This is a genomic window from Cupriavidus sp. H18C2 (assembly GCF_049393795.1).
Taxonomy (GTDB): Bacteria; Pseudomonadota; Gammaproteobacteria; order Burkholderiales; family Burkholderiaceae; genus Cupriavidus; species Cupriavidus pauculus_C.
In genome coordinates this window covers 690,023-716,603 of record NZ_CP186011.1, presented here as the reverse complement: position 1 = coordinate 716,603, position 26,581 = coordinate 690,023, and the positions used below count along the sequence as shown (strand labels likewise).

Annotated in this window: 24 protein-coding genes; 13 read left to right on the top strand and 11 right to left on the bottom strand. The window is 62.2% G+C overall.

Features of this window, described 5'->3' with window-relative positions; all coding sequences use genetic code 11:
- Window positions 1–54 precede the first annotated feature (54 nt).
- Complete coding sequence (ilvB, locus tag EPAKOI_RS19750) at window positions 55–1,851, bottom strand: biosynthetic-type acetolactate synthase large subunit (RefSeq protein ID WP_423194381.1); 1,797 nt, start codon at window positions 1,849–1,851, stop codon at window positions 55–57.
- 249 nt (window positions 1,852–2,100) lie between these two features.
- Here ilvB and EPAKOI_RS19745 point away from each other — a divergent pair, with 249 nt between their 5' ends.
- Both EPAKOI_RS19745 and EPAKOI_RS19740 read left to right on the top strand, forming a co-directional pair.
- Window positions 2,101–2,820: a TetR/AcrR family transcriptional regulator gene (locus EPAKOI_RS19745; RefSeq protein WP_313836335.1), complete on the top strand. Its 720-nt coding sequence runs from the start codon at window positions 2,101–2,103 to the stop codon at window positions 2,818–2,820.
- A gap of 122 nt (window positions 2,821–2,942) precedes the next feature.
- A complete protein-coding gene (locus EPAKOI_RS19740) occupies window positions 2,943–3,851 on the top strand; it encodes a SphA family protein (RefSeq protein WP_423194380.1) in 909 nt (302 codons plus the stop codon).
- On the opposite strand, the gene EPAKOI_RS19735 is transcribed toward EPAKOI_RS19740, so the two are convergent.
- Complete coding sequence (locus EPAKOI_RS19735) at window positions 3,852–4,568, bottom strand: TetR/AcrR family transcriptional regulator (RefSeq protein ID WP_423194379.1); 717 nt, start codon at window positions 4,566–4,568, stop codon at window positions 3,852–3,854.
- A 273-nt stretch (window positions 4,569–4,841) separates the two neighbouring features.
- On the opposite strand from EPAKOI_RS19735, the gene EPAKOI_RS19730 reads away from it, so the two are divergent.
- Window positions 4,842–6,032 (top strand): MFS transporter, encoded by a 1,191-nt coding sequence (locus EPAKOI_RS19730; RefSeq protein ID WP_423194378.1) that lies wholly within the window; start codon window positions 4,842–4,844, stop codon window positions 6,030–6,032.
- Between the two features lie 376 nt (window positions 6,033–6,408).
- On the opposite strand, the gene EPAKOI_RS19725 is transcribed toward EPAKOI_RS19730, so the two are convergent.
- Window positions 6,409–7,389 carry a Bug family tripartite tricarboxylate transporter substrate binding protein gene (locus EPAKOI_RS19725; RefSeq protein ID WP_423194377.1) on the bottom strand — a complete coding sequence of 327 codons (981 nt, stop codon included), beginning with the start codon at window positions 7,387–7,389 and terminating at the stop codon, window positions 6,409–6,411.
- A gap of 333 nt (window positions 7,390–7,722) precedes the next feature.
- The gene (locus tag EPAKOI_RS19720; RefSeq protein ID WP_423194376.1) at window positions 7,723–8,463 is read right to left on the bottom strand and encodes an SDR family oxidoreductase; all 741 of its coding nucleotides are present in this window, start codon (window positions 8,461–8,463) and stop codon (window positions 7,723–7,725) included.
- A 282-nt stretch (window positions 8,464–8,745) separates the two neighbouring features.
- On the opposite strand from EPAKOI_RS19720, the gene EPAKOI_RS19715 reads away from it, so the two are divergent.
- The gene (locus EPAKOI_RS19715; protein WP_423194546.1) at window positions 8,746–9,639 is read left to right on the top strand and encodes an AraC family transcriptional regulator; all 894 of its coding nucleotides are present in this window, start codon (window positions 8,746–8,748) and stop codon (window positions 9,637–9,639) included.
- Window positions 9,640–9,658: 19 nt separating this feature from the next.
- On the opposite strand, the gene EPAKOI_RS19710 is transcribed toward EPAKOI_RS19715, so the two are convergent.
- The 5 genes from EPAKOI_RS19710 to EPAKOI_RS19690 all read right to left on the bottom strand — a co-directional run bounded on the left by EPAKOI_RS19710 (window position 9,659) and on the right by EPAKOI_RS19690 (window position 14,642).
- Window positions 9,659–10,459, bottom strand: coding sequence for a YecA family protein (locus EPAKOI_RS19710; protein ID WP_124686599.1), 801 nt, complete (start codon window positions 10,457–10,459; stop codon window positions 9,659–9,661).
- A 540-nt stretch (window positions 10,460–10,999) separates the two neighbouring features.
- Window positions 11,000–11,539: a carboxymuconolactone decarboxylase family protein gene (locus EPAKOI_RS19705; RefSeq protein ID WP_423194375.1), complete on the bottom strand. Its 540-nt coding sequence runs from the start codon at window positions 11,537–11,539 to the stop codon at window positions 11,000–11,002.
- Window positions 11,540–12,098: 559 nt separating this feature from the next.
- The gene (locus EPAKOI_RS19700) at window positions 12,099–13,052 is read right to left on the bottom strand and encodes a GlxA family transcriptional regulator (protein WP_423194545.1); all 954 of its coding nucleotides are present in this window, start codon (window positions 13,050–13,052) and stop codon (window positions 12,099–12,101) included.
- Between the two features lie 121 nt (window positions 13,053–13,173).
- Window positions 13,174–14,139: a LysR family transcriptional regulator gene (locus EPAKOI_RS19695; RefSeq protein ID WP_423194374.1), complete on the bottom strand. Its 966-nt coding sequence runs from the start codon at window positions 14,137–14,139 to the stop codon at window positions 13,174–13,176.
- Window positions 14,140–14,270: 131 nt separating this feature from the next.
- On the bottom strand, window positions 14,271–14,642 hold the full coding sequence (locus tag EPAKOI_RS19690; RefSeq protein WP_313836352.1) for a response regulator: 372 nt from the start codon (window positions 14,640–14,642) through the stop codon (window positions 14,271–14,273).
- Window positions 14,643–14,937: 295 nt separating this feature from the next.
- Here EPAKOI_RS19690 and EPAKOI_RS19685 point away from each other — a divergent pair, with 295 nt between their 5' ends.
- Window positions 14,938–16,212, top strand: coding sequence for a sensor histidine kinase (locus tag EPAKOI_RS19685; RefSeq protein ID WP_423194373.1), 1,275 nt, complete (start codon window positions 14,938–14,940; stop codon window positions 16,210–16,212).
- Here the strand turns inward: EPAKOI_RS19685 and EPAKOI_RS19680 are convergent, their stop codons facing one another.
- Both EPAKOI_RS19680 and EPAKOI_RS19675 read right to left on the bottom strand, forming a co-directional pair.
- Window positions 16,213–17,460: an MFS transporter gene (locus tag EPAKOI_RS19680; RefSeq protein WP_423194372.1), complete on the bottom strand. Its 1,248-nt coding sequence runs from the start codon at window positions 17,458–17,460 to the stop codon at window positions 16,213–16,215.
- A 15-nt stretch (window positions 17,461–17,475) separates the two neighbouring features.
- Complete coding sequence (locus EPAKOI_RS19675; RefSeq protein WP_423194371.1) at window positions 17,476–18,117, bottom strand: response regulator transcription factor; 642 nt, start codon at window positions 18,115–18,117, stop codon at window positions 17,476–17,478.
- A gap of 417 nt (window positions 18,118–18,534) precedes the next feature.
- Between EPAKOI_RS19675 and EPAKOI_RS19670 the strand changes: the two genes are divergently transcribed.
- The 8 genes from EPAKOI_RS19670 (at window position 18,535) to EPAKOI_RS19635 (ending at window position 26,531) form a co-directional block, all read left to right on the top strand.
- Window positions 18,535–19,398 carry an alpha/beta fold hydrolase gene (locus tag EPAKOI_RS19670; protein WP_423194370.1) on the top strand — a complete coding sequence of 288 codons (864 nt, stop codon included), beginning with the start codon at window positions 18,535–18,537 and terminating at the stop codon, window positions 19,396–19,398.
- A 113-nt stretch (window positions 19,399–19,511) separates the two neighbouring features.
- Window positions 19,512–20,231, top strand: a complete 720-nt coding sequence (locus tag EPAKOI_RS19665; protein WP_313836362.1) for a hypothetical protein — start codon at window positions 19,512–19,514, stop codon at window positions 20,229–20,231.
- Window positions 20,232–20,240: 9 nt separating this feature from the next.
- Window positions 20,241–21,287, top strand: coding sequence for an alcohol dehydrogenase catalytic domain-containing protein (locus EPAKOI_RS19660; RefSeq protein ID WP_423194544.1), 1,047 nt, complete (start codon window positions 20,241–20,243; stop codon window positions 21,285–21,287).
- 11 nt (window positions 21,288–21,298) lie between these two features.
- Window positions 21,299–22,153 carry an alpha/beta hydrolase gene (locus EPAKOI_RS19655; protein WP_313836364.1) on the top strand — a complete coding sequence of 285 codons (855 nt, stop codon included), beginning with the start codon at window positions 21,299–21,301 and terminating at the stop codon, window positions 22,151–22,153.
- 36 nt (window positions 22,154–22,189) lie between these two features.
- Window positions 22,190–23,197, top strand: coding sequence for a zinc-binding alcohol dehydrogenase family protein (locus tag EPAKOI_RS19650; protein WP_423194369.1), 1,008 nt, complete (start codon window positions 22,190–22,192; stop codon window positions 23,195–23,197).
- Between the two features lie 209 nt (window positions 23,198–23,406).
- Window positions 23,407–23,910, top strand: a complete 504-nt coding sequence (locus EPAKOI_RS19645; RefSeq protein ID WP_423194368.1) for a DUF302 domain-containing protein — start codon at window positions 23,407–23,409, stop codon at window positions 23,908–23,910.
- Window positions 23,907–24,872, top strand: a complete 966-nt coding sequence (gene tehA / locus EPAKOI_RS19640) for a dicarboxylate transporter/tellurite-resistance protein TehA (RefSeq protein ID WP_423194367.1) — start codon at window positions 23,907–23,909, stop codon at window positions 24,870–24,872. Before EPAKOI_RS19645 ends, tehA begins: the two co-directional genes overlap by 4 nt.
- 213 nt (window positions 24,873–25,085) lie before the next feature.
- Window positions 25,086–26,531, top strand: coding sequence for a catalase (locus tag EPAKOI_RS19635; RefSeq protein ID WP_423194366.1), 1,446 nt, complete (start codon window positions 25,086–25,088; stop codon window positions 26,529–26,531).
- Window positions 26,532–26,581: the final 50 nt, after the last annotated feature.

Here is a 26,581-nt window from a genome sequence, read left to right as displayed (position 1 = left end):
TGCCCCCGCTATCCCATCGGTAGCGGGGGCATTTTCCACGCCCAGGCGCATGCTTCAGGGTTGCTCAGCGGCGGGGCCGGGCTCCAGCGCGTTTTCGCCCAGCAGCATTTCTTCCAGTCCGCGCCCACCGCGAATCATCGGCCAGACGTTCTCGCTGCCGTCCACATGAATGTCCAGGAATACCGTGCGGTGCTTCTGCGCCAGCGCTTCGCGCAGGGCCGGCTCCACGTCTGCGGGCGTGGTGACCTGGATGCCGACGTGCCCGTAGGCACGGGCCAGCGCCGGAAAGTCGGGCAGGGCATCCATGTACGACTCGGAATAACGCCGTTCGTACTCCACGTGCTGGAGCTGGCGCACCATGCCCAGGTAGCCGTTGTTGAGCGAGACGATCTTGACGGGAAGGTTGTACTGGCGGCAGGTGGACAGTTCCTGGATGCACATCTGGATCGAGCCATCGCCGGTGACCGTAATGACGTCGTGCTCCGGAAAGGCGTGCTTGACGCCCATGGCATACGGCAGGCCCACGCCCATCGTGCCAAGGCCGCCGGAATTGATCCAGCGACGCGGACGGCCGAAACGGTAGTGCTGGGCCGCCCACATCTGGTGCTGCCCGACATCCGAGCAGATGAACGCGTCGTCGCCGGCGATCTGGCACAACGTCTCGATCACGAACTGCGGCTTGATGCGCTGCGCATCGCGCTCGTACGCCAGGCATTGCGTGGCACGCCAGGCGGCAATGTCGCGCCACCAGGCCTCGCAGTTGCCCGGCGCGGGTGGCGTGTCGCACAGCACGGCGATCAGGCTGCGCAGCACGCGCCGCGCGTCGCCAACAATCGGAACGGTCGGCTTCACGCGCTTGCCGATGCTGGCCGGGTCGATGTCGATATGGATGATCTCGCGCGGCGTGGCGGCAAAGCTGGCCACGTTGCCGATGACGCGGTCGTCGAAGCGCGCACCGATGGCGACGAGCACGTCGCAGTCTTGCATCGCACGGTTGGCCTCGTAGGTGCCGTGCATGCCCGGCATGCCGACAAAGCGAGGATCGCTGGCAGGAAAGCAGCCCAGCGCCATCAGCGTGGTGGTCACGGGTGCGTCGACCAGCCGCGCCAGTGCGGCGACTTCGGCTGCGGCTTCAGCGGCGACCGCGCCACCGCCCACGTACAGATAGGGACGGCGCGCCGTGCGCAGCAGCCTTGCCGCCTGGCGGATCTGGCCTTCGTGGCCGTCCAGCGCGGGGCGGTACGACCGGATGTCGATGGTGGCCGGGTAGTCGAATGCACCGCACGCCAGTGCCACGTCCTTCGGGATATCGACCAGTACCGGACCGGGCCGGCCCGTGCGGGCGAGATGGAAAGCCTTTTTCAGCGTGACGGGAAGCTCGGCTACGTCGCGCACCAGGAAGTTGTGCTTGACGATGGGCCGGGTGATGCCGACGGCGTCGCACTCCTGGAACGCGTCCTCGCCGATCATCGCGGTGGGCACGTTGCCGGACAGCACGACCAGCGGAATCGAATCGAAATACGCGGTGGCAATGCCCGTGACCGCGTTGGTGACGCCCGGTCCAGAGGTGACGAGTGCCACGCCAACTTGGCCGCTGGCGCGCGCAAAGCCATCGGCGGCGTGCACCGCAGCCTGCTCGTGACGCACCAGCAGGTGGCGCAGGCCGTCCTGCGCGGCGATGGCGTCGTAGATCGGCAGTACCGCGCCGCCCGGATAACCCCAAACCGACGTCACCCCTTCGGCCAGCAACGCCCGTACCACCATGTCGGCACCGCGCATGACGGGCGACGCTGCGGCGCGCGGCGCAGCAGGAACGTTGTGGGGGCGAAACTCGGGGGCCGGCATGTTCATGGCGTGATCTCCGTCGAAGCTCGGAATCTTGAAGAAAAGAGGTGCATCGATTCTAAGAAGAAGGCCCCGGCAGAGGCTGCCGCAATCGCGGGCGCCAGATGCGCATCGCAGTGAAACGTACTGCGGCAGGCTGCGCAGGCAGCCGATTCTGCGGGGGTGGCGCGAAGCCTGAAACCGGTGCAAGAATGCAGCCAGCAAAGAGGCTGCAGAACAAGGCGTGATGGCCACGACCGTCACCGCGGAGACGACATGATGATGACAACGACCCCACATCCGCCCGCTTGCGACGGGGCCGGCGACGCGCCGGACCATCGCTCGCGCGTCGCGCAGGCCAAGCGCGTGGCTACGCGGGCACGTATCGTGTCCGCCATTCTGGACCTGGTGTCGGACCCGTCGAACCTGACGGTGTCGATCGAGGACGTCGTCAAGGCGGCCGGCATCGCCCGCGGCACGTTCTACAAGCATTTCGCGTCGCTGGACGAAGCGATGCTGGCCATGGGGCGCGAGGTACGCGACCAGTTCACCGCGCAGATCCTGCCGGCCCACGATCTGCTCGCGGACCCGGTGCAGCGCTTCAGTTGCGGCATGTACTGCTTTCTGGCGCACGCCCATGGCGACCGGCGGTGGGCCGGCTTTGCGCTGCGGGAAGAACTGGTGCCGGGCCGCTCGCTGCTGCTCGATTGCGTGTTGGCGGACCTGCGGGCAGGCGCGCTGCAAGGCCGCATGGAGATCGACGATCTGCAGGCGGCGGTCGATCTCGTGCTGGGCACCGTTCTCGAAGGCATCCGCACGTTGTACTTCCGCCGGACACGGTATCCGCAGCAGTACATCGACACCAGCATACGCATGGCGCTTCGCAGTCTCGGGGTCGACGCGAAAGCGGCGGCGGAAGCGGCAGCGTTTGCTCGCGCCTACGCAAGCCGATGTGAAGCGGCAGGGCCTGAAAGCGCTGACAGAACGTCAGAGTGACGGACATTAACGCGGGAATAGGGGGCAATTCCTGACGCGGGCGGCCTTGTGGCGGCAATGGCTGATCTCTAGAGTGGACATGATTGTCGATATGACATATTCATATAACTCTGGAGACAAAGATGAACAGCATTCCCCGTGCGGTCCGCGCTTGCTTGTTGGCCGCGGCGCTGCTGCCCGCCACGACCTTCGCAACGGAGAACGGCCTGGGCACCTATCCCATCGGCGTGAATACGGTGCTTAATGGCGTGCTTCCGCCACCGGGCGGGACACAGTTCTACAACTACTCGCTGTTCTATGTCGCGAACAAGTTCGCGGGTCCCGACGGCAACGCTGCGGTACCCGGCTTTCGCAGCGCCGTGTTCGTGGACGCGCCGCGCGTGGTGCACACGTGGGGCACGATGCTGGGACCGTTTGCGATATCGAGCGGCATCGTGGTGCCCGTGGCACGTGTCAATGTGGATGCGGCCGGGAGTTCGGGTACCCGCACCGGACTGGGAGACATCATCCTGCAGCCGTTCATGATCGGCTACACCAATCCGGACAAGACCTTCTTCACGTTCCTGTCGCCAGATGTCAGCTTGCGGACCGGGTCGTACTCGTCGACGCGCCTGGCCAACATCGGCACTAACTACTACGCATTCCAGCCCAACCTGAACGCGACGTGGTTTCCCTCGCCCAAGTGGGAGCTGTCGGCCACGGCGCAACTGGAAGTCCATTCACCGAACCATGCCACGCAGTACCACTCGGGAACGATCGGGTCGATCGACTGGCTGGTTGGCTACGCGATTGGCAAGAAGCTGCAAGTTGGCGTGCAAGGCTATTACCTGAAGCAGGTGTCGGACGACAAGCAGAACGGGCAACGCGTGGGCCCGGATGGCTTCCGGGGACAGGCGGCCGCGATCGGGCCGCAACTACGTTATGACTTTGGCCCGGCGGCTGCCGTTGTCCTCAAGTATCAGCATGAGTTTGCAGTGCGCAACCGGTCGAAGGGGGAGCGCATCTGGATCGAGTTCGCGTTCCCGATCTAGTCAGGCCGCATCGTGGGCCAGGAAGCGGTGGCCATCCTTTGAATTCAGGTTCAGCGCCCAGAGCGGGCGGCTTGCGGTCAGCTCACCGCTGGCCCAAGCCTTCAGATAGGACTGCGAGAAGGCCACGCCGTGGTCACACAGGTCGTCGGTACAACCGACGGCTTGCAGCGCCATGCGCGTGGCGGCGTCCATATAGGCGGGCGGGTCGTCTACACCGTGACCAATCGCCTGGATGCAGCGCGCCGATGCGCCCATCAGGAAATCGGTGGCGGCTTCGATGTTGTCGATGCGGAACTGCCCGCGCGCCTTGCCGGCGGCAAGGTCGCCGGACATGTATTTCGCAAGCTGCGCGGTGTGCGGCCAGGCTTCGATGCGAATCACGAACCCGGCCCACTTGCGGTCCAGCAACGCGCGCACCATGAACAGCCGGAACCCGACGGCCGCTCGCTGCCAGGGTTCTTCCAGCACGTTGTAGACGGGCAGGATGTCCGTCACCATCTGGTTGTTCATCTCCTGCCCGATCGCGTTTATGACCTCTTCCAACGACGTGAAGTAGTTGTAGAAGGTGCCGCGAGAGACTTTCGCCTCCCGAATGACATCGTCGATGACCGTTGCGGCGCCGGTCTGTTCGCCGATCACGCGCATCGCCGCGTCCAGCAGCTTTGTGCGCATCAGCAGACGCTTTTTCTCCGCCACCTTGGTGCGATGGTCGCTCACGTTACCTCCGTCATTTTTGACAGATCGTCATACTGACAAGTATAGCCAAACTGTGAGGTTGAAAATCGTCCGCTCGCCTGCAGCATCGCTTCCCGCCCAGAACGTGACAATACACGGCGCGCGGCGCGCGAAGTCCGGCGCGTTGCTCCACATCGGGTATCCTCCGCGATGCGTTTCGTGTTGCTTTGAGAGGAAGTTGTGTCGCGCAGCAGTTGGGCCGTGGCTGTTGGGCCACTTTTAGGGTTGTTCATTGTGAGTTTGGGAAGCGGTTTCATGTCTTCCCTCACGTCTCTCCGCCTCGACGCGGCGAACGTTTCGGCAACGATGATCGGTGCCATTTCGTCGGCATATTTTGTAGGGCTGACGCTCGGCGCGGTGACCAGCGACCGGCTGATCTCCCGGATCGGGCACATTCGCTCGTACAGCAGCTTTGCCTCCCTTGTCGCCATTACCTACCTGCTCCAGGGATTGGTTTTCGATCCCTGGGTCTGGCTCCTGCTGCGTCTTGTGAATGGCTGGGCGATGGTGGGCATCTACCTCGTCGTGGAAAGCTGGTTGCTACTCGTCGGGGATACGAAGTCCAGGGGGCGGCTGTTGGCGATCTATATGATCGCGCTCTACGGATCGATCATGCTTGCCCAGATGAGCCTGGGCGCCATTGGATCCGTGGCGGCGAGCGCGCCGTTCATGGTGGCCGGCGTGCTCGGGTCCATGGCGGTATTGCCCATGGCCGTTCTGCCGAAGACTGCGCCGGACGTGGCCCATGCCGCGCCGCTGATGCCACAGGATCTCGTGCGCTTGACCCCCGCAGGTGCCATTGGCAGCTTCGGTTCCGGCGTGGGCATCGCGGCGGTCTATACGCTGCTGCCGATCTACCTGCAGCGAGAGGGCATGAGCGTTGCCCAGGTCGGGCAGTTAATGGCCTGTGCGATCTGCGGCGCCATGGCATTGCAATACCCGGTAGGTCGATGGTCCGACAGGGAGGACAGGCAGACCGTCCTGCTTGCCTTGAGCGTGGGGTGCGCGGCGGTTTCCTTGGCCGTGCTGATCCTTCCGAGTTATCCGCCATTGTTGATGGCACTGATGTTCCTGATCGGTGGCGGCATTTTCGCCATTTACCCGGTAGCGGTGAGCCACTCGGCGGATCGTGCGGAGGCCAGCGATCTGGTACGCGTCATCCAGGGCATGCTCCTGATCAACTCGGTTGGTTCGGCAATCAGTCCCTTGATCATCTCGCCGCTCATGAACCGGTTAGGTGCCAGCGGGCTCTTCTGGGCGTTTCTCGTCCTGCACGCCGGACTGGCGTCGTTCTTCCTGTGGCGACGCAATAGCCATCCGTCTCCGACCTCGGCCGCGCCATTTGCGGCAACGGCGCAAATGACGCCGATCGGGGCAGAGATTCGTGTGACCGAGGAACTGGTGCAAGCAGTCGCGGACGCGAGAACGGAGGAGGTTGTCTCGTAATCCTTATCTTGTGCCGCGGAGGCAGGAACCTTGTTTGCCTGACGAACTCTCACGCAACGGCCCCTTATGCGGCATCACCAGATCGAGCCTCCCGCCGCGCAAAGCCGAGCATGATTGGCGGGAGCAGTTGGCTGACCAAGCGCTTTTGATATGAACAGCAAGCAACGCCGCAAAGCGTACCGACAAAGTCCCTACCAGGTGGAGACGACTTGGATCTTCCGGGGCGCTCCCGTGACTATCACCCGCGTTGCGAGCCCCACCGCGGTCATCGTCGAATTCGAAGGGGCCGGAGCACGTACCCATGTTCCGACGCGAGCGCTGGAGCCCCGCAGCACCATCGGCACCGGGGGCCAGCCGCTCGTGTAGGCGCAGGCGCTTAGTCGAGCTTGGCGCCCGACCTTTCCACGATGGGCTTCCACGCCTTGTATTCCGATGTCACCAGTTCCGCGAACTGCGGCGAGCTCATCAGCTTCGGCTCGGCGCCTTGCTCGTGGATGGCACGTATGACGTCAGGCCGGGCGAGCACCTTGTTGACCTCGGTTCCGATGCGCTCGACAACATCGGCAGGCGTTTTGGCCGGGGCGAAGATGCCGTACCAGGTGCTGACGTCCACGTTCCTGTAGCCGCTCTCCGCGACAGTCGGCACATTCGGCAGCGACGTGCTGCGCGTTGCCGACGTGACCGCCAGCGCGCGCAGCTTGCCGGCCTTGACCTGCGCCAGCGCGGAGGGCACGGAGGCCACCATCAGGTCGACGTTGCCGGCCATGGCGTCCATCATCGCGGCATTGGAGCCCTTGTAGGGCACGTGCAGCAACTTGATACCGGCCGCCTGGCTGAAGATCTCGGCGGCCAGATGGATGGTCGTGCCGTTGCCGGGCGACCCGTACTTGATGGATTCCGGATGTGCCTTCGCGGCGGCTACCACGTCAGCCAGGGTCTTGAAGCGCGAATTGGCCGACGTGACAATGGCGATAGGCGTGTAGGCGACGTGGCTGATCGCAACCAGATCGCGACCCGGCACATAGGACACCGACTTGTAGAGCCACGGCGCGACCACGAGATTGTCTTTCTGTCCCATCACCAGTTCGTAGCCGGTAGGCGCCGCGCGGACGATTTCCGCGATGCCCAGCGTGCCGCCGGCGCCGGGCTTGTTGTCCGGCACAAAGGTCCATTTGGTCTCCTGCGACACCTGGTTGGCCACCAGACGCGCAAGAATATCGGTGCCGCCGCCCGGCGGGAACGGAATCACCAGCCGGATCGGCTTGGTGGGCCATTGGCTACTGGCGGTTTGGGCGAGTACGGGCGTGGTGGTGAAACCACAGGCCACCAGCGCGGTGGCCAGCATTGCCTTCAGCATTGCGAGGATCCTTGTAAAGCGAATCCTGGGCCGAGCGTTCGCCGTCTTTTGGCGCGGGCTGGTTGGGGGTAGGTGATGACGCCGCTGCTCACGCGTTCATTTCGCGCTGCGGGTGGCACAGGCGCGCAGAATCGAGACATCACTTCAGACAACAGGAATTCGGGATGAGATGCGGCCCGAATTATACCGGTGAAGCGAAACCGGCCGCCGGAAAGGGCAGCCGGGGTGTTGGCACTATCTGGCTGCCACGGCGGCCAGTGCGTCAGGTTGCCAGCCGCCGATGGCTTGAAGTCATGACGGTTTCCTTCCCAGGCGTGCCGGTCGCGGAAGCGCTCAGTACGGGCTGGCAGTGGGCCGTACGACGATCTCACTGACATCGACATCGGCCGGTTGCTCCACGGCGTAGGCGACGGCACGAGCGATGGCGTCGGGCGTGATGGCAACGCGGCGGAACTCCTGCATCGCCGAGCGCGCGGTGTCATCGGTAATCGAATCGGCAAGCTCGGACTCGACCACACCCGGGCAGACCACCGTCACGCGGATCTTGTCCGTCTCCTGGCGCAGCCCGTCGGAAATGGCGCGCACGGCAAACTTGGTGGCGCAGTAGACGGCGGCCGTCGGCGACACGGACAGGCCGCCGATCGAGGAGATATTGATGATCTGGCCCTGGCCTTGCTGCTCCATCGTCGGCAGGACGGCAGCGATGCCGTGCAGTACGCCACGGATGTTCACGTCGATCATGCGGTTCCATTCGGTAACCTTCAGCGCGTTCAGCGGCGAAAGCGGCATCACGCCCGCATTGTTGACCAGCACGTCGATGCGGCCAAACGCATCGAGCGCGAAGCGTGCAAAGGCGGCCACGTCCTCTGCCGACGTGACATCCAGTTCACGATAGCGGACGTGACCGCCGGCTTGCTGCAGCGATTCGGTCAGCGCGACGAGCCTGTCGGTGCGCCGTGCGCCAACCACCAGGCGGTGGCCTTGCGCGGCAAGCAGGCGGGCGGTGCCTTCGCCAATGCCGCTGCTGGCGCCGGTGATCAGGATGACTTTCGATTCGGTGGTTGAGGTTGCCATCTTGCTTACTCCTATTGTCGGTTCGGTTCTGGCGGTGCCTGCCCGCGATTGCTCGGGGAGGACGCACGCCGGCTGCGGCCTGCAATGAAGCGAAAGGGGTTCGTCGGCCGGTGAATGAATGGTAGGGAAGGGGCGCCCGGAAGCGAATACACGGTCCGATGCCGTTATTGCCTATTCCTATTGAATGCACTGGCGCGGCTGGCTGAGGGCCAACTACAATGTCGTCCGTCGCGACAACAGGAGAGTGCGGTGTCGAACCTCCGCAATCCCGCTTTCACCCGCATGGTCCGTCTGCTGGAGAGGCTGGCGCCCAACGAGGGATACACCCAGTCGGCGCTTGACAGCGTGCGGCTGATGCGTTCGGACCGGCCGCTTGGGCGCACGCCGGTGCTGTACGAGCCTTGCATCGTGATCGTTTGCCAAGGGCGCAAGCTTGGCTTTCTCGGCAACGAGGTCTATATCTACGACGCACAGCACTACCTCGTGCTGTCCGTCCCGCTGCCGTTCTCGACGGAAACGGAAGCTTCGCCGGAGGAACCCCTGCTGGCGGTGTCCATCCGCCTGGACCTGATGGAACTGAGCGACCTGATCACGCAGATCGGGGCCGCCGGACATCACCCCGAAGCGCCGCCGACCGGCATCGTGTCTACCTTGCTTGACGGCGATCTTGCCGGCGCCACGATCCGCTTGCTGGAGGCATTGACGGTGCCGCTGGACGCCCAGGTGCTGGGGCCAGGGATCGTGCGGGAGATCTGCTATCGAGTGCTCACCGGCGAGCAGGGGGCGGCGATGCGTGCCGCGCTGGCGCATAACGGCCGGTTCGGACGTGTGGCCCGGGCACTCAAGCGGATTCACACCGAGTATGCGACGCCGCTCAACGTCGCGCGCCTGGCCGAAGAAGCGGGCATGAGCGTGCCGGCGTTTCACGCCAACTTTCGCACCGTGACGCAGACATCGCCAATCCAGTACATCAAGTCCACGCGGCTGCACCAGGCGCGCCTGATGATGATCCGCGACGGCGTGACCGCGGCCGCTGCAGCGGGACGAGTCGGCTACGAAAGCGCATCCCAGTTCAGCCGGGAGTTCAAGCGGCTTTTTGGGCGGACGCCAATCGAGGAAGTGCGTGACATGCGCGAATCCTTCACGCTTTCGCCGGCGGTCCGCTTCGGTGGCTAGGTGGTGGCTTGCCGAATGCTTATTTCCCGTGGCACTTCTTGAATTTCTTGCCGCTGCCGCACGGGCACGGGTCGTTGCGGCCGGGCTGGTCGCCCCTCACCAGGGCCTCCACCCGCGGGCCCAGGCTCTTCCAGATCTGACGCAGGTCGTAGACAGCCCAGATTGCTTCACCGAAGGTTTCCAGGCGCGCCTGGCTGGTGCTGGGCGGGCCATCCTCGTCGTACATGCAGACCGCGGGCTGGCCGGTGTCGTCCTCGGTCAGGGCGACAATGGCTTCGAGCGCGTCGTCCAGCCATTGGGCAGCTTCCTTGTCGCGTGGGGCGGCCCATTCCTCGGGCCAGTTCTCCACCGCAAACATGAAGCCCAGCGCCCACACCTGGCCAAACGCCGGGATCTCCCGGCCATCCATCTCAGCGCGTTCTTCCTGCGGCAGGCTCAAGATGGCGCCGCGCATGTCCATGACTTCGGGACAGAAGGAACGTTCGTCCTCCAGCCTCTCCACGGGCTGGTCGAGTTGATATTCCACCTCGTTCCATCGACGCTGCCACAGCTCCATGAAGCGGGCCTGCTGGGCCGCCTCATGGAACGCGGGCAGCAACGGCAGAGGGCTGTCCTCGGCCACGTCCAGCGCCGCGCCGTCTCCCAGCAACATCGGCAAGTAGTCGGCAGCCGGTATGCGGCGGCGCGTGCAGACCAGGGCCGTGAGAAAACCGTCGCAGAACTCCCACTGCGGGATTTCCTCAGCGCGCTGGCGCAGGTCGTCCAGCATATCGTCGAGCTCCTGGAGTTCGTCGGGCGTCAGGGAGGTGATTTCAGTCATAAGGCAGATTCGTGCGGTGCAGGGTGGGGATACGCTAGACGCGTGGCGGCGAAGTATAGCGCGGCCTCTTTGGAGAAGTGCATCGCACGATTTTCGCGGCCGTGACGTTTCGGTGCCGCGACAAGTCGGGCACATCCTCGCTGCCGTTCGCGGGAGCGACTGCCAGTCTCAAGTGGGTATTGGGATACGCTTCGAGATTCAATTCAACTGGTTCGCCTTGTTCCAGCTCGCGCTGGATCACTTGGCGTGGCAGCATGGTCCAACCTAGGCCGGAGCGAGCAAGTTCCAATATTTGTTGAGAACGTGCGAAGCAGTGGCACTTCACGATGTCATATCAAGGATGGCGACGATGCTAGTCGCCGAGATTACATCACGGACGTGAGTCTGCTGATCCCCAGCCTTGCGATGCCGGAAAGGGCTTTCGCCAGTTGTGTGAAAGCTGGGGACTTGGCGTGCGCCTCAAAGTCGGACTCACTGTGCGAACGTGCGCGCGCCTGCGAACTGAGTGTTCGGTGGATATAGACGATGCAGGTTGCAGCGCTACTTCACCGGAGGGAAGTCCAAAGTCGTGTCGTTGACACGATTGAAGAAGTTGGTCGTCAGGATTGCGGTGACTGCGAAGATGGCCTCCGTCACCTGCACATCGCTATATCCTGCCTGGCGGACGCTATCCAACGTGATCTGCGGCACCGTTCCCGATGTGCGTACCAGCGTCAGCGCAAACTTGACGAGGGCATCAATCTTTGCATCGGCGCTCAGACCACCGGCGCGTAGCTCGCGCATCTGCTCGGTGGTATAGCCTGCCATCTTGCCCGTCAGCGTATGTGCAGCGAGGCAATAGTCGCAGCCACTGTTTTCGCTGATCGCAAGGTTGATTGCTTCCAGTTCCTTCGCCGACAGTGCGCCGCTTGATTTCAGGGCCGCGTTGGCGGTCAGCAACGATTGGAGCGCTATGGGCGATTGCGAGCCAATGGTCGCATACGCATTCGGCACTTTGCCAAGGCCGCGCTTGATGCTGGCGAAAAGCTCTGCGGTCAGGCCGGTAGCGGATGCAATATCGATCGTGGACATGCGAGTCATCTTTTGGTCCTTTTCTAAGAAGAATTTCACTGTTCATCTGAGCTGCGTCGGAATAATCAGGCAGATTGAAGGAACGACGCCGCTCATATGCAACTGCTGCAACCCTAATGGAAACAAGCATTCGTTGGGAGAGCCTTCGGCAAACATAGATTTCGGTCAGGCGTGACAATCCATCCGGCGTATCAACTTGCTCGTTGATAGAATTTTTGATTAGAGGCCGTGACGCGACTATCGCGAGGAGGCCGGATAGGGGAGAGACGTGGGCTGAAGAACAGGATTCTTTGTCGCGATGGGATAGATACTGACGACGTTCATACTCGTGGCGATGGCCGCGGCGGCATCGCCATGGCTGGCCCCGTGACCTCGCGCGATAGAGAGTTTCAGGCGATTTTCGGCGGTGCCTTATGACGTCGAGTCACTTCTGTCTGGTGCTTGACGATTCAGAGCGGTGCGACGGATAAAGTCAAAAACAAATAACCGTCATTCGTCAACAGTTCCGATGACAAATCGGAGGCAAAGAAGGTCCACAAAGGGAGCGGTAAAGTCTGGCGACCGTCTGTTAGGCGGCAACGGGGGTCCTGGCATCCCGGCGCAATTCCTGGGGGCTTACGCCATAGGTGCTGACGAAGACCTCGCGGAGGTGGCTGCGATCACGAAATCCGGTTTCTCGCGCGATGACTTCCAGGGGGTGGCGTCCGCGCTCAATCATGGTGCGTGCCGTTTCGATGCGAAGCTGTTTCACCGCCTTTGCAGGGGATTGGCCAGTTTCAGACTGGAAGATGCGCAGGAACTGCCGCGTACTGAGATGCGCGGCGCGTGCCAGTTCTTCTACCCGCAGTGGTCGCGCCAGGTTCTGGCGCGCGTACTCGAGCGCAGTCTGGATGCGGTCGGATTTCGGCGCGAGCTTCAGCATCTCGGACTGTTGGGACTGGCCGCCGGCGCGGCGCTGGTTCATCACCATGACGCGCGCGACTTTGGTCGCCACTTCATTGCCCAGGTCTTTCTCGACCAGACCGAGCGCAAGGTCCATGGCAGCGGTCAAGCCTGCCGACGTCCAGATGGGCCCATCCACAACGAAGATGTGGTCGGGTTCGACCTGGGCGCTGGGGCAGCGTACCTGCAGCGCATCGGCGTAGGCCCAATGGGTTGTCGCGCGCTTGCCGTCTAGGAGGCCGGCGTCTGCCAGTACGAATGCACCGGTACAGAGCCCGGCGGTCCGGCGCGAACGTTCCGACGCCGCGCGGACAAAAGCCAGTTCCGCAGCGGTGCTGGAGCGCTGGGTCGGATCGACGATGCCACTGATCATCCAGGTGTCGGCGTCGGTGCTCTTGTGAATGGGTTCAGTCTTGACGGAGACACCTAGCGACGCCTGCACGTCTCCCCCCGACAGTGAGTAGTTGGTCACGGCGTAGACGCGCTCGCGGGCCACCACGTTGGCGAACTCGAACACGGATTGTGTCCCGATTGCCATGACCTGAAACCCGTCCGTCAGAAAGTACCCAATTCGATGCATCCGCTCCACCGTACTGCTGTCCGAAAGCCAGATTATAGAGGGTGCGCGAAATATATGCCGGCCGGAAGAAAATCGGAATGGGTCCATTGTGGCGTTCGCCGTACTGGACGCCTCAGCTCCTTCAGGCTGGGGTGCATGCGGCGTCGAACTCTGTGCGCCGTCCGTCTTCAGACCTTGGAAGGGAGGCGGGTGTCTGGCAGCCTTCCAGCGCCGATGACAGCCATTCGACGAAGACGCGTAGCGCCATCGATTCACGCGTCCTGCATGCATAGACGGCATGGATCGGTCTGGCTTGCGGGCGGCAATGCGCGAGCACTTCCGTGAGCCGTCCGCTTGCGATATACGGCGTTGCCACGGCATCCCAAACCTGGATGACCGCGCCATTCTGCAGGCCATATTGAAGAAGCAGATCCATGTCGTCGAAGGCGATGGATTCGGGCAAGGGGTACCGGGTGCTGCGGCCGTCAAGTGCGAAGCCGAATTCCCACGGTCGCCCGTCGCCTTGGTGGGAAGCGTGCGCCGTGCGATGTGCTGACAAGCTCTGCACCGTATCGGGGCACCCATGCTGCAAAACATAGAGGCGGCTCGCCACCGTGATCAATTGGTAAGTGCCGACCTGACGGCTGAAATGGTACGAATCCTCCAGATCGCCTAGCCGAACCGCGCAATCTATGCCATCGCGGATCAGGTTCGAGGAATGCCGTGGCGTGGAAATTTGCATGCTGACACTCGGATACTGGAGACGGAATCGGGCTATGTGCGGCATCAACTGGCGCGCAATGTCGCCCGGCAACTCCACGCGTAACCTGCCGCTCGCCTGCTCCGCAGCCGAGCCGACCTTGGATTTGAGTTCGGTGATGTCGAGCAGTATCTTGAGGCACTGCTCGTAGAAGGTCATGCCGGCGGCCGTAGGCCGAACCAGGCGCGTCGTACGGTGAAGCAATTTTACTTGCAGATGAAGTTCGAGCTGCTGGATCAGCAAGCTTGCGGACGCCTTTGGAATGCCCAGAAGATTGGATGCGCGCGTGAAATTCTCGCATTCGACGATCCGCGCAAAAACCTCCATCGCTTGTAGCATGCGTTCCATTGACCTTACCTCGCGTGTCACCTTTGATGATTGCTCGAGTGTATGGGCGGCCGCACCGGTGCAACAGTCGCAATTGGCGCATGGTGCGCGACACGTTCGTATAGTTTCCCTACTTTGGCGATGCTGCTGTATCAGGGGCCAGTGTTCAAAACGCGAGACAGCCAGCCGACCAGGTCGTCGGGATCCACCGGTTTGTCGAGCATGCAGACTGCTCCATGCTGCCTGGCCTCTTCACGGCAATGCGCAGTGGCATGGGCGGTAACGAAGATGCACGGCGTCTGAAGGCCTGTGGCGCGGAGTCTGCGCAGCAGTTCGATGCCGGAGATGTCCTCCAGCGCGATATCGCAGATCAGGCAGTCGTAGGAAGTGTTGCTCGGGTGGGCCATGAAGCCTTCCGCTGAGGAGAAGAAGGCTGCGCCCCAGCCAAGTGAACGAATCAACGCGCCAGTGGATCTACGAACCGATGGTTCGTCATCAATGACACAAACAATCTTGACAGGCACGGGCATCAGCGTTGGAACGGGCAAAACATAGGGGAAGCGTCTTGCAAGATGCGGGCGCTTGACGGGACATTAACGCAATCGGGATACGGGGGCACTTATACAGAAGTATCGCGTTGCATACGCCATCGCACATCGGGTTTGTACTGCAGGGTAAGGCGAGATGGGGCTTGGCGACGGCGGGAGATTCGCGGTCGCCGGCGCCTAGGGCTATACGTTTGTATAATCGCCGCCGCATTCGCCGCTTGGTATTGCTACCATGGCAACCGCATGATTTGCCGTCATAACCATCCTCTTTATGAGCCATCCTGATACCGACGCTTTTGCACTTCGCTGTAAATTCGAATCGGATGGCGGTGAGTGCCCGGAATCCACCAACCAACTCGTTGACGAGACCTTCCGCTTCGCGCCGATTCCCATCCTCGTGGAAGATTGGTCCGGTATCCGGCAGTGGGTAGATGACCGCAAGGCCGAGGGCGTCACGGATCTGGACGCCTATCTGGATGACCACCCCACCGCGATCCAGCAGTTGCGCGACCGTCATCACCACTTCGTGGATGCCAACGATGCTGCATTGAAGTTGTTCGATGCAGGATCGCGCGAAACGTTCTTCGCCGCGGCAAAGGCCTTGCTGCCGGCTAGTCGCCCCAGCAATTCGAAGGTACTCAAGGCGATCTTCGATGGCGAGACCGCTTGCCAGGGCGAACGTACCCTCACATCGCTGACGGGCGGGAAGATTCCCATCGTGTGGCGCTGTTCGTTGCCAGTAGACCCCGCGCGCTACGCGCGGCTGCACTTCTATGCGTTCGATATCTCCGAGTATCAAGAGAACATCAACCGACTGCAGGTCATGCGTGCGGATGTGGCGCGCGCGGGGCGTATTGCACTGGTGGGGCAACTGGCTGCATCCATCACGCACGAGATCAGCCAACCGTTGTCTGCAACACGAACATCGATCGAAGCCGCTGCACGATGGTTAGATCGTGAAGGACCCGATGTCATGGAGGCCATGGCATCCGTACGCGACGCAGCACGCTGGGCGCGGGATGCTACCGACATCTGCCACAGGCTGCGCGGATTCATGATGCACGCGCCCGTACAGGCGCGGCTTCAGTCCGCAGCCGATGTCGTGGCATCGGCGATCTACCTGATTTCGCCGGAAGCGGCAGCCAGAGCAATCGAGGTTGAAACGTCGGTTGACGCGGGGCTGCGCGTGTTCGTCGATCGTGTTCAACTCCAGCAGGTGCTGGGCAATCTTCTGCTGAACGGCATTCATGCTATTGATGCCACAGCGGACGCGCGGGCACGAAAGCTTACCGTGGGCGTCGAACCGGAGGGTGATGTCAGCCTGCTGTTCAAGGTGACGGACACCGGCCATGGCATCGATGCCACGTCGCTCGATACACTGTTCCAACCGTTCTCCACTTCAAAGGCGGAAGGTATGGGGGTGGGGCTTTCGATCTCCAAATCTATCATCGAAGCGCACGGCGGGCACATCTGGGCCGAATCGGGCGACGGGATGGGCGCGACGTTCTGTTTTACCCTGCCGGGCGCAAAGGCCTTCGCAGGATAGTCAATTGCGGATGCGCTCCTGGTGACGCTGTAGCACCCGCACCGCGACGATAGCCCCGAGGGCCGCCGCCGAAATAGTCCAGGCTGCGGCCATCCGGCTTCCCGCCCATGCATCCCACGTGGTAACAAGCGCCGGAGCCGTTCCGCCGAAAACCGCGACACCCACGGCATAGATAAAGGAAAGTGATGTGGCGCGCGACGTGCTGCGAACTGTCGATAGCAGCAGGACGACCGTTGGCCCGGCGGCCAGGCAACTCGCGGCCGTCACCGCGACGATGCCAGCCACAAAGAAGCGGTTACCCATGCCATGAACGGCGGCGAGATAGGTCGGCACCACGGCCACGATCGAGAGTAGTCGCGCCCAGATCACGACGACGGCATGTCCGAGACGGTCGGCAAGCAATCCGCCGATGATGGATGCCGCAGAGGTGATCGCGCCCAGGGCGATGGTCACGAGAAACGATTCCTGCAGCGTTGGCATGGTTCCCGCCATTTCGAAAGGGGCGGTGAAGGTGGCGACATAGGTTGGCACCGTACCGCCTGCGATCAACAGGGTCCCGATTACAAGGAATCTCCAGCCGTGCAGTCGCCCCGCGTCGTTGTCCGGAGCCACGGGCGGGGGCTTGTCGAGAGCCAATAGGCGCCGCCGCAGCAGCACCTGGACGGGAATCATCAGGACAGCTAGAAGAAAAGGGACCCGCCATCCCCATGCAGCAAGCTGCGCGGCGGTGAGCAGCTCATTAAGCAGGAAGCCGCAAACGCCGATAGCCAGCAACGCAAGTCCCTGCCCGGCGAGCAGCCACCCGCAGTAGAACCCCCGCCGCGCCGGCGCACACTGTTCGATCACGTACGCACCTGCCGCGCCGATCTCTCCGCCAATGGCGAACCCCTGAAGCATCCGGCAGGCCAGCAGCAGAAGCGGTGCCGCAACGCCCAGGACGGCGTAGCCTGGTATGAGCGCCATGCCAAGTGTGCCAGCGGCTACCAGTGTGATGTTGAGAACCAGAGCGGGCTTGCGTCCCACGCGATCGGCATATGCACCCAGTACCAGCGCGCCGATCGGACGCATGAGAAACCCCGTGGCAAAGGTGCCGAACGCGGCAAGTGACGCGACTCCGGAGTCGCCGTGCGGGAAGAATGCCGTGCCAATGAAGCGGGCGAACGTGGCATAGGCAAAATACTCAAAGAATTCCAGTGCATTGGCGAGGACCACTGTCACCAGCGCGCGGGGATTCAGTGTCTTTTTCACGGACTAGGCGCTGTGCTAGCGAGTCATCGGTTCGATGCCAAGCATCTGCGCCTTGCGGACCAGATCGGCGACGGAGCTCGATTTCATTTTTTTCATGGCGGTGCCGCGATGGACCTTGACGGTGATTTCGCTGATCCCGATGCCGGCTGCAATCTGCTTGTTCAACGCGCCGCCAACCACGTAGGCCAGCACTTCACGCTCGCGCGAGGTCAGTGACTCGTACAGCTCGATGAGGGTGCTGCGCTGGTAATCGGCTTCAAGCCGTTTCCTGTCCTGTGCCAGCGCGGCCGTGACGGCGTCGATAACATCCTGCTCGGACAACGGCTTGAGCAGAAAGTCAGTGGCACCGGCCTTCATCGCCTTGATACAGATGCTCACGTCTGCAAATCCCGTCATGAAGATGATGGGCATCTGTTGGTTGACCTTCTCCTGTTGCTGAAAAAACAGGCCGCTTTCACCGCGCAGGCGAACATCGAGCAGCATGCAACTGGGTCCGGCATTCTTCTCAGATGCCTTGAATGCTGCCGTACCCTCGAAGCTACGGACCGTAAATCCCACGGAACGCAGGAGATTCGTCAATGACGAGCGGGTGGCTTCCTCGTCGTCGATGATGTAGACGACTGAAGTCGCCTCCTGTCTTTGGGCATTACTGGGCATGCTTCATTTCACGAGTTCGGAAAGACTATCGAGTCGTGATGGCGGAGATGTCTTTCCAGGCGTCACGGTCGCGGCGATTGTCGCATAACCGTACTGCGGAGGTTTGGCGAAAGCCGCCGCGAAAACACGTGTCGAACCGCGTCGCACAACGTCTCCAGTGAACGATTGTTCGGTTTGGACGGAAGTACTGTTCATGCGTCGACGCTTTATCAGGACTGGCTTTGCGGCTAACTTTCACATCGAAGCCGCGCCATAAAATGACGCTGCGACTGGGTAAGGACGACGCCGCTTCATGGGTTTCGATGTCCGAAAACCCCACGATAAATGTCGTTTCCCATTGACGGGAAAGCGGCAATGATTTGGGGGCACGGCATCCGTGCCTCACATTGCATCGATGGTCATGCAAGGTTGGATAGAATGAATGCTTCAATCGCCGAATCCTCGGCAAGTCTTAACGCCAGAACCCGATTCGTCGACGTGCCCGGGCGGCGTCTCGCCTATCGCACGATCGGCAGCGGCAAGCCGATTGTTCTCTGCGTACGATTCCGCGGCACCATGGATGCCTGGGACCCGCTTTTCCTCGATAGCCTTGTGAACCAGGGCTTCCAGGTGACGGTGTTCGACTACAGCGGGCTGGGACAATCAACAGGCGACCCCACCTATCAGCCGGCGGCGCTGGCCCGTGATGCGATGGATCTAATCACCGCGCTCGACCTGGGCAGCGTCATTCTTGGTGGCTGGTCGGTGGGCGGCATTGCCGTGCAGCTCGTGATGACGATGGCGCCGCAGCTCGTCAGCCACACGGTGTTAATCGGCACCACGCCGCCGGGCACTCTAGTCAAGTCTGGCGAAGCGCTGTTCTACACCCTGGCGAAGCGCGAAAACGACTTTGATGATTTTGTCAGCCTGTTCTTCGAGCCAACCTCTGCCGAGAGCACGGATGCTGCCAGGCGGTCAGCCGATCGGCTTGCTGCACGCAAACTCGATGCCAGTCCGGAGGTGCCGTGGGAGTGGGCCGGGTCCCAGCTTGGCGACGCACCAAAGAATCCGGTCTTTCCAGTGGATGCAGTGCTTCAGGCGCTCAAGTCCACGCGCATCCCTATCCTGCATATCGGTGGCGATCACGACATCGTCTTCCCGGTTGAAAACTGGTACGCGCTCAACAACCAGCTTCCGACCTTGCATCTTGTGACCTTTCCGCGCGCCGGGCACGGGCCACAACTCCAATATCCTCAGGCATCCGCGCGACATATCGCGGCGTTCGTCGACGCCCACGCATAGCGGAATCCAGTTGGTATTCGGCGCGTCAGCCGCGCCACTCACGTACTTCGAGAACCCAGCCTCGAAGGGGATTAACTCGCCCTCCAAGTAGCAAACCAAGCAGAAGGGAAATCATGTCTGACCTGATCCATTTCGCCATCGATGCCGCAGGCGGTCTCGAACGCTTCAAGAGTTTCAAGCGCGTTTCCGCGCGTCTGCACCACACCGGCATCCTGTGGAATCTGAAACAGCGCGACGGAGTGCTGACGGATTCGCGCGTGACCGTGGACCTGCATGCACAGCGGGTCTCGCACGAGCCGTTCGCCCCGACTACCGATCATTCCGTCTTTACGCCGGATCGTGTCGAGATCCGGCAAGCGGACGGCACGCTCGTCGAATCGCTCGATCGTCCCCGCACGTCGTTCGAAGGTTTCGAACTCGAAACACCGTGGTCGAATCCGCAACTGGCGTACTTTGCAGGCTACACGATGTGGACGTACCTGACGTCACCGTTCGTGCTGCGCCATCCCGGCGTTGTGGCCACAGAGATCGACCCGTGGGTGGTCGATGGCCTGTCCTGGCGCCGCCTGCGCGTGACGTTCCCGGATTCGGTGGCGACCCATAGCGCCGAGCAAACCTATTACTTCGACGCAGACGGACTGCTGCGCCGTCATGACTACGAAGTGGACATCCAGGGCCGCAATGCGGCCGCACGTTACCTCAGCGACTACGTCGAGGTACAAGGAATCCGTATGCCCACCCGCATGCGCATCTATCCGCGTACGGCAGAAAACCTTGCGATGCCGGAGCCGCTGATCGTAGGCGTGGATCTTTCCGACTTCCACTTCGAGTGAGGCATGACGATGACTGTGAATCAAACCTATCGCGCCGCCGTAGTCGTGGCGCCTGGCAAGCTGTCGATGATCGACCGACCGATCGAGGACCCCGGATTCGGACAAGTTCGCATCCGCGTGGAGGCCTGTGGTGTCTGCCACTCGGACAGTGCGACGGTTGCACGGGCTCCGGCCAATCCGGCGCACGGGCTGACTCCCGGTCATGAAGTCGTGGGCCGCATCGAAGCGGTCGGCAACGGCGTCGAGGGCTGGCACGTAGGCCAGCGCGTGGGCGTGGGCTTCCTGGCCGGCGAAGACCGGACTTGTCCTTCCTGCCGCCAGGGTGACGTGGTGAATTGCCAGAGTCCGGTGATCACGGGCATGACGACCAACGGCGGCTATGCCGAAAGCATGCTGGCAGAAGCGCGCGGCCTCGTGCGGGTGCCGGATGAACTCGATGCCGCTGAAGCGGCCCCGCTGCTGTGCGCTGGCCTGACTACGTTCAACGCCTTGCGCAATGCGAATGCACGGTCTGGCGATGTGGTGGCGGTACATGGCCTTGGCGGCCTCGGTCACCTCGCCGTGCAGTTCGCGCGCAAGATGGGTTTCCATACGGTGGCGATTGCACGGGGCGCAGACAAGGCGGAACTCGCTGCTCAACTCGGCGCGCATCGCTACATCGATTCCGAAAGCGAAGATGCGGTGGGGGTACTGCGCAGCCTGGGTGGTGCGAAGGTGGTATTGGCGACGGCACCGACCGGCGCCGGTATGTCCTCTCTCGTTCCGGGATTGGCGGCTCGTGGCCAGTTGATCGTCGTGGCTGTGCCGGGAGATCCTCTCTCGTTGACCGCAACGGACCTCGTGTTCGGTGCGCGCGCCGTAGTGGGTGCACTGACCGGTACGGTCTTCGACAACGAGCAGACGTTGGCCTTTGCCAATCTGCAGGACATTCGTCCCATGATCGAAACGTTCCCGCTGGAACAGGCCCAGGTGGCGTACGACCGAATGATGCGTGCCGATGTGCGGTTCCGCGCGGTGCTGGTCACGTCGGCCTATGACGGCCCCTCTGCCGCTTGAAGGAGGCAACGATGACACTCATGACTTCCTCGAATGCCTCGACCCAGTATGTTGAAGCGGGTGGCGTGCGCTATGCGTATCGCCGCTTTGGCAACGCCAATGGCGGGCTGCCGTTGCTTTGCCTGCAGCATTTCACGGGTACCCTCGACAACTGGGACCCGGCCATCGTCGATGCGCTGTCGGCGGATCGCGAAATCATCCTGTTCGAGAACGCAGGGGTCGGTAGATCCGGCGGCGCCGTACCGGCATCGATCACAGCAATGGCGGAGCATGTCCTGCAGTTCGTGACTGCGATCGCACTGTCGAAGTTCCATATCCTGGGCTACTCGCTCGGCGGATTTCTGGCGCAGGAGATTGCCATCGCAAAGCCTGATCTGGTTGAGCGCATGGTGCTTTCCGGGAGCGCACCCGAAGGCGGGAAGGGAGCTGGCATGGATCGACCGGAACTGATCGCCATCTATACGGATGCTGAGATGCCGATGCAGGAGAAGCTTAAGCGGCTTTTCTTCCCAGAGACGGCCGAGGGCAAGCAAGCTGCACAAGCCTTCGTGGATCGTCTTGCATCGCGCATCGGCGAACCCGACCTACCTGCCAATGCCGAAGTCGCGCCGGCGCAGCTTGGCGCAATGATCGCCTGGGCGAACTGGCCGGGCGATGTGGCGCGCAAGCTGGCAACGATTCCGCATCCAGTGCTAGTCACCAATGGCGACAACGACACCATGATTCCCACGCGAAACAGCTTCGCGCTCGCGGAGGGTTTGCCGAATGCCACATTGGTCATCTATCCGAACTCAGGTCACGGCGCGCTGTTCCAGTACGCGTCCACGTACGTTGCACACGTGCGCGAGTTCCTGCGTGGCGCCTGAGCGCGCTGCATTTCCCTATCGAGGAGTCAAGCAGAAATGAAAGCGATTGTTTACGACAAGGCCGGCCTGCCGATCGATGATCCCCGCGCCCTGTACGAAATGGAGCTGCCCCGACCGGCACCGCAGGCGCGTGACCTACTGGTCAGGATCGAGGCAATTGCAGTGAATCCGGTAGACAGCAAGCTGCGTCTCGGCGTGCAACCGACTGGCCCTCGCGTTCTGGGCTGGGATGCGGTCGGCACCGTGGATGCCGTCGGCGAGGCGGTGGAGCTGTTCAACGTGGGCGACAAGGTCTGGTACGCGGGCGATATTACGCGACAAGGCAGCTACGCGGAGTACGGACTCGTGGACGAACGCATTGCCGGCCATTGCCCCAAGTCGTTGAAGACTGCCGATGCGGCAGCCCTGCCGTTGACAAGCATTACCGCCTGGGAACTGCTTTTCGATCGCCTGCGCATTCCCGAGGCCGGCGGCCACGGACAAAGCCTGCTGGTGATCGGTGCCAGCGGCGGCGTGGGCTCCATCCTGGTCCAGTTGGCACGCAAGTTGACGGGTCTGACTGTGATCGGCACGGCGTCGCGACCAGAAAGCCGGAAGTGGGTGACGGATCTGGGTGCGCACCTTGTGATCGACCACAGCCAGCCCCTGCAGCCGCAACTGACGGCGGGGGGCATCCACCAGGTGGACCACGTCATCAGCCTGACGCATACGGACAGCTACTACGCGCAGATCGTGGAACTGCTCAAGCCGCAAGGCCAGTTGGCGCTGATCGACGATCCTGCCACGCTGGACGCGATGCCTCTCAAGCGCAAGTCGATATCGTTGCACTGGGAGTTCATGTTCACGCGCTCGATGTACCGCGCAGCGGACATGGTCGAACAGCACAAACTGCTCGACCGTGTGGCTGCATTGCTCGATGAAGGAGTACTCAAGACTACGGTTGGCGAACACTTTGGCGACATCACGGTCGACAATCTGCGTCGCGCGCATGCAGTGCTGGAGAGCAGCAAGGCCGTAGGAAAAATTGTCCTTGCACGTAGCTGAACCAGGCGAGTTGGGCGCGTCCGCCCGGGCCTAGCGCCCAGTCCCTCATAGACCGGCTGGCCGCACTGGGCGCGCGATGGTGGTCAAGGTGCTTGGTAGGCCAGGGCCGCAATCTCGCAGACCGGCCAGACCGCCGCGGCAGGGTACGTCTGCAGAGCGCTTGTGCAGGGGCGTCGGGGCCCGGCGCTTACGAACCTTGAATTGGCAAGATGATGTCGACCATAGTACAGAAAAGCCTTTCGGTGACGCACGTCAGCGAGGTCTTCGAGATTGCGCCGGATGCGTTCTGCCGGCAGTTCGAGCAACAACTTGGAAAGCTGGATCATGGCGCCTTGGAGTTGATGTATCAAGATCCGGCCGCCGCTGAAGCGCGGATGGCGGAGATGGAAGGTCCGCACGGACTGATGCTGTTCGACAAGCTGGATCACGGCGTCCTGTTCGCACTGGGCGGCGAGCCACGCGTTTCCTTCCGCTATCACATCGGCAATCCCCTCGTGGCGTGGCGTATGACGCGGTACGATATGCGCGCCGCGTTGTACGCTCCCCTGACCTTGCTCGTCTTTGGCAATGGTGACCATCACACGCAGGTCGAGTACGACCTGCCGTCATCGCTCTTTGGTCAGTTCGGTGATGCTGTCGGCACCGTTGGCAAGTTCCTCGATGAAAAGCTGCGGGCGATCTTCAGCGCATTGGCCAGCCAAGAGGCACCATGACTTCGCCGACGACGATAGGGTTCTCGATTCCGGCTTCCGCTATGGGCATTGTGCTCGGCATGGCCGGTCTATCGAACTGTTGGCGAGTTGCCCACACGTTGTGGGGCGTCATGGCAGCGGTATCCGATGTGCTGTTTGCAGTCACGACGCTTATCTGGGCGGTGCTCGTGCTCTCATTCGTCGCCAAATGGCTCGCGCACCGCGATGAGGCCCTCGCCGAAGCGCGGCATCCGATAGCCTGCTGCTTTATCGGTCTGATACCGGTGGCGACGCTGCTGGTCGCGGTCTGGCTGCACGGCTTCGTTCCGGCGATTGGGTCGACCTTGATCGTCATCGGCGTGATTGCCCAACTAGCCTTTTCCACGTTTCGCAGCGGCGGCATGATGCGCGGCGGCCGCAAGCTTGGGGACACTACCGCGGTCATGTATTTGCCGACGGTGGCGGGCAACTTTGTCTCCGCGATGGCCATGACATCGCTTGGTTGGATGGATCTGGCCAAACGGTTCTTCGGGGCAGGGCTGTTTTCATGGTTCGCCCTAGAGTCGATTATCACTTATCGCCTTTATCTGGGCGACGAACTGGCGCCTGAGGTGCGGCCTACGCTGGGCATCCAGCTTGCGCCGCCAGTGGTCGGCGCGACGGCATATCTTGCGGTGACGGGCGGTAGGCTTGACTGGCCTTTCTATGCGATGGTCGGCTACGGATTGCTGCAACTGCTGTTCCTGTTCCGGCTCTCACGTTGGTTCCTGGCATCTGGCGCGACACCAGGGTTCTGGGCGTTCAGCTTCGGGATTACAGCGTTGGGGATTTCGTGCATGCGTGCAGCGACCTTTGCGCCGGCATCCCTGTTCGCGAGCATTGCATTGCCGGTGTTCATCTTTGTCAATGTGGCAATCGCCTCGTTGGTCCTGTTGACGTTGGGGCTGCTGTTGAGAGGGCGCCTGTTTCGTCGAGCCGGTTGACCGATGTGAAGAAGGGATGGGCACCGCTGAGACGTGTAGAAACTGTGTAGGTGCGACACGCTGCACGATCACCCGTTCCATGTGCCTGTTCGTGTGTAAAAGATGGCATTCCTTTCCATCCCTATGAAGGACATTGGAAGGAAGCTTGTTGGTGGAACAGAAAAAATGCACGCGCAATGCTCCAGAGGCAGGGCCGCGCATCAAGAAACTCTTATGAAAAAGCTCACGACCGCTTTCGGCGCGCCCGTCGTCGACAACAACAATATCCAGACCGCGGGCCCGCGCGGCCCGGCACTGCTGCAGGATGTCTGGTTCCTGGAAAAGCTGGCCCACTTCGACCGCGAGGTCATCCCCGAGCGCCGCATGCACGCCAAGGGCTCGGGCGCCTACGGCACGTTCACCGTCACGAACGACATCACCAAGTACACCCGCGCCAACCTGTTCTCGCAGGTCGGCAAGAAGACCGAGCTGTTCATGCGCTTCTCGTCGGTGGCCGGCGAGCGCGGCGCGGCCGACGCCGAGCGCGACATCCGCGGCTTCGCCATCAAGTTCTATACCGAGGAAGGCAACTGGGGCCTCGTGGGCAACAACACCCCGGTCTTCTTCCTGCGCGACCCGCTCAAGTTCCCCGACCTGAACCACGCCGTGAAGCGCGACCCGCGCACCGGCATGCGCAGCGCCGAGAACAACTGGGACTTCTGGACCAGCCTGCCCGAGGCATTCCACCAGGTCACCATCGTGATGAGCGACCGCGGCATCCCGCGCAGCTGGCGCAACATGCACGGCTTCGGCAGCCACACCTACAGCTTCATCAACAAGGACATGGAGCGCTACTGGGTCAAGTTCCACTTCGTCACCCAGCAGGGCATCCAGAACCTGACCGACGCCGAGGCCGCCGAGGTGACGGGCCAGGACCGCGAATACCACCAGCGCGACCTGTATGAAGCCATCGAGCGCGGCGACTTCCCGCGCTGGAAGTTCTGCGTGCAGATCATGCCCGAGGCCGACGCCAGCAAGGTGCCGTACAACCCGTTCGACCTGACCAAGGTCTGGCCGCACAAGGACTACCCGCTGATCGAAGTGGGCACGCTGGAGCTGAACCGCAACCCCGAGAACCATTTCGCCGAGGTGGAGCAGTCCGCGTTCGCGCCGTCGACGATCGTGCCGGGCGTCGGCTTCTCGCCCGACAAGATGCTGCAGGGCCGCCTGTTCTCGTACGGCGACGCCGAGCGCTACCGCCTGGGCGTGAACCATCACCTGATCCCGGTGAACTCGCCCAAGGCCGCGCGCTACGTCAACAGCTACCACCGCGACGGCCGCGGCCGGACCGACGGCAACCAGGGCGGCACCATCGCCTACGAGCCGAACACCAAGGGCGAGTGGGCCGAGCAGCCGGACTTCCGCGAGCCGCCGCTGACGCTGGAAGGCAGCGCCGACCACTGGAACCACCGTGTGGACGACGACTACTTCTCGCAGCCGGGCGCGCTGTTCCGCCTGATGTCTCCGGCGCAGCAGCAGGCGCTGTTCGACAACACGGCGCGCGCCATCAAGGGGGTGTCCAAGCCCATCCAGCAACGCCACATCGAGCACTGCACCAAGGCCGACCCGGCCTACGGCGCCGGCGTGGCGGCCGCGATCGAGAAGATCGAGGCGAAGTAATCATCCCTAGATGACCCGCGATCGTTGTATGAACTGGAACTGCGCGCCGG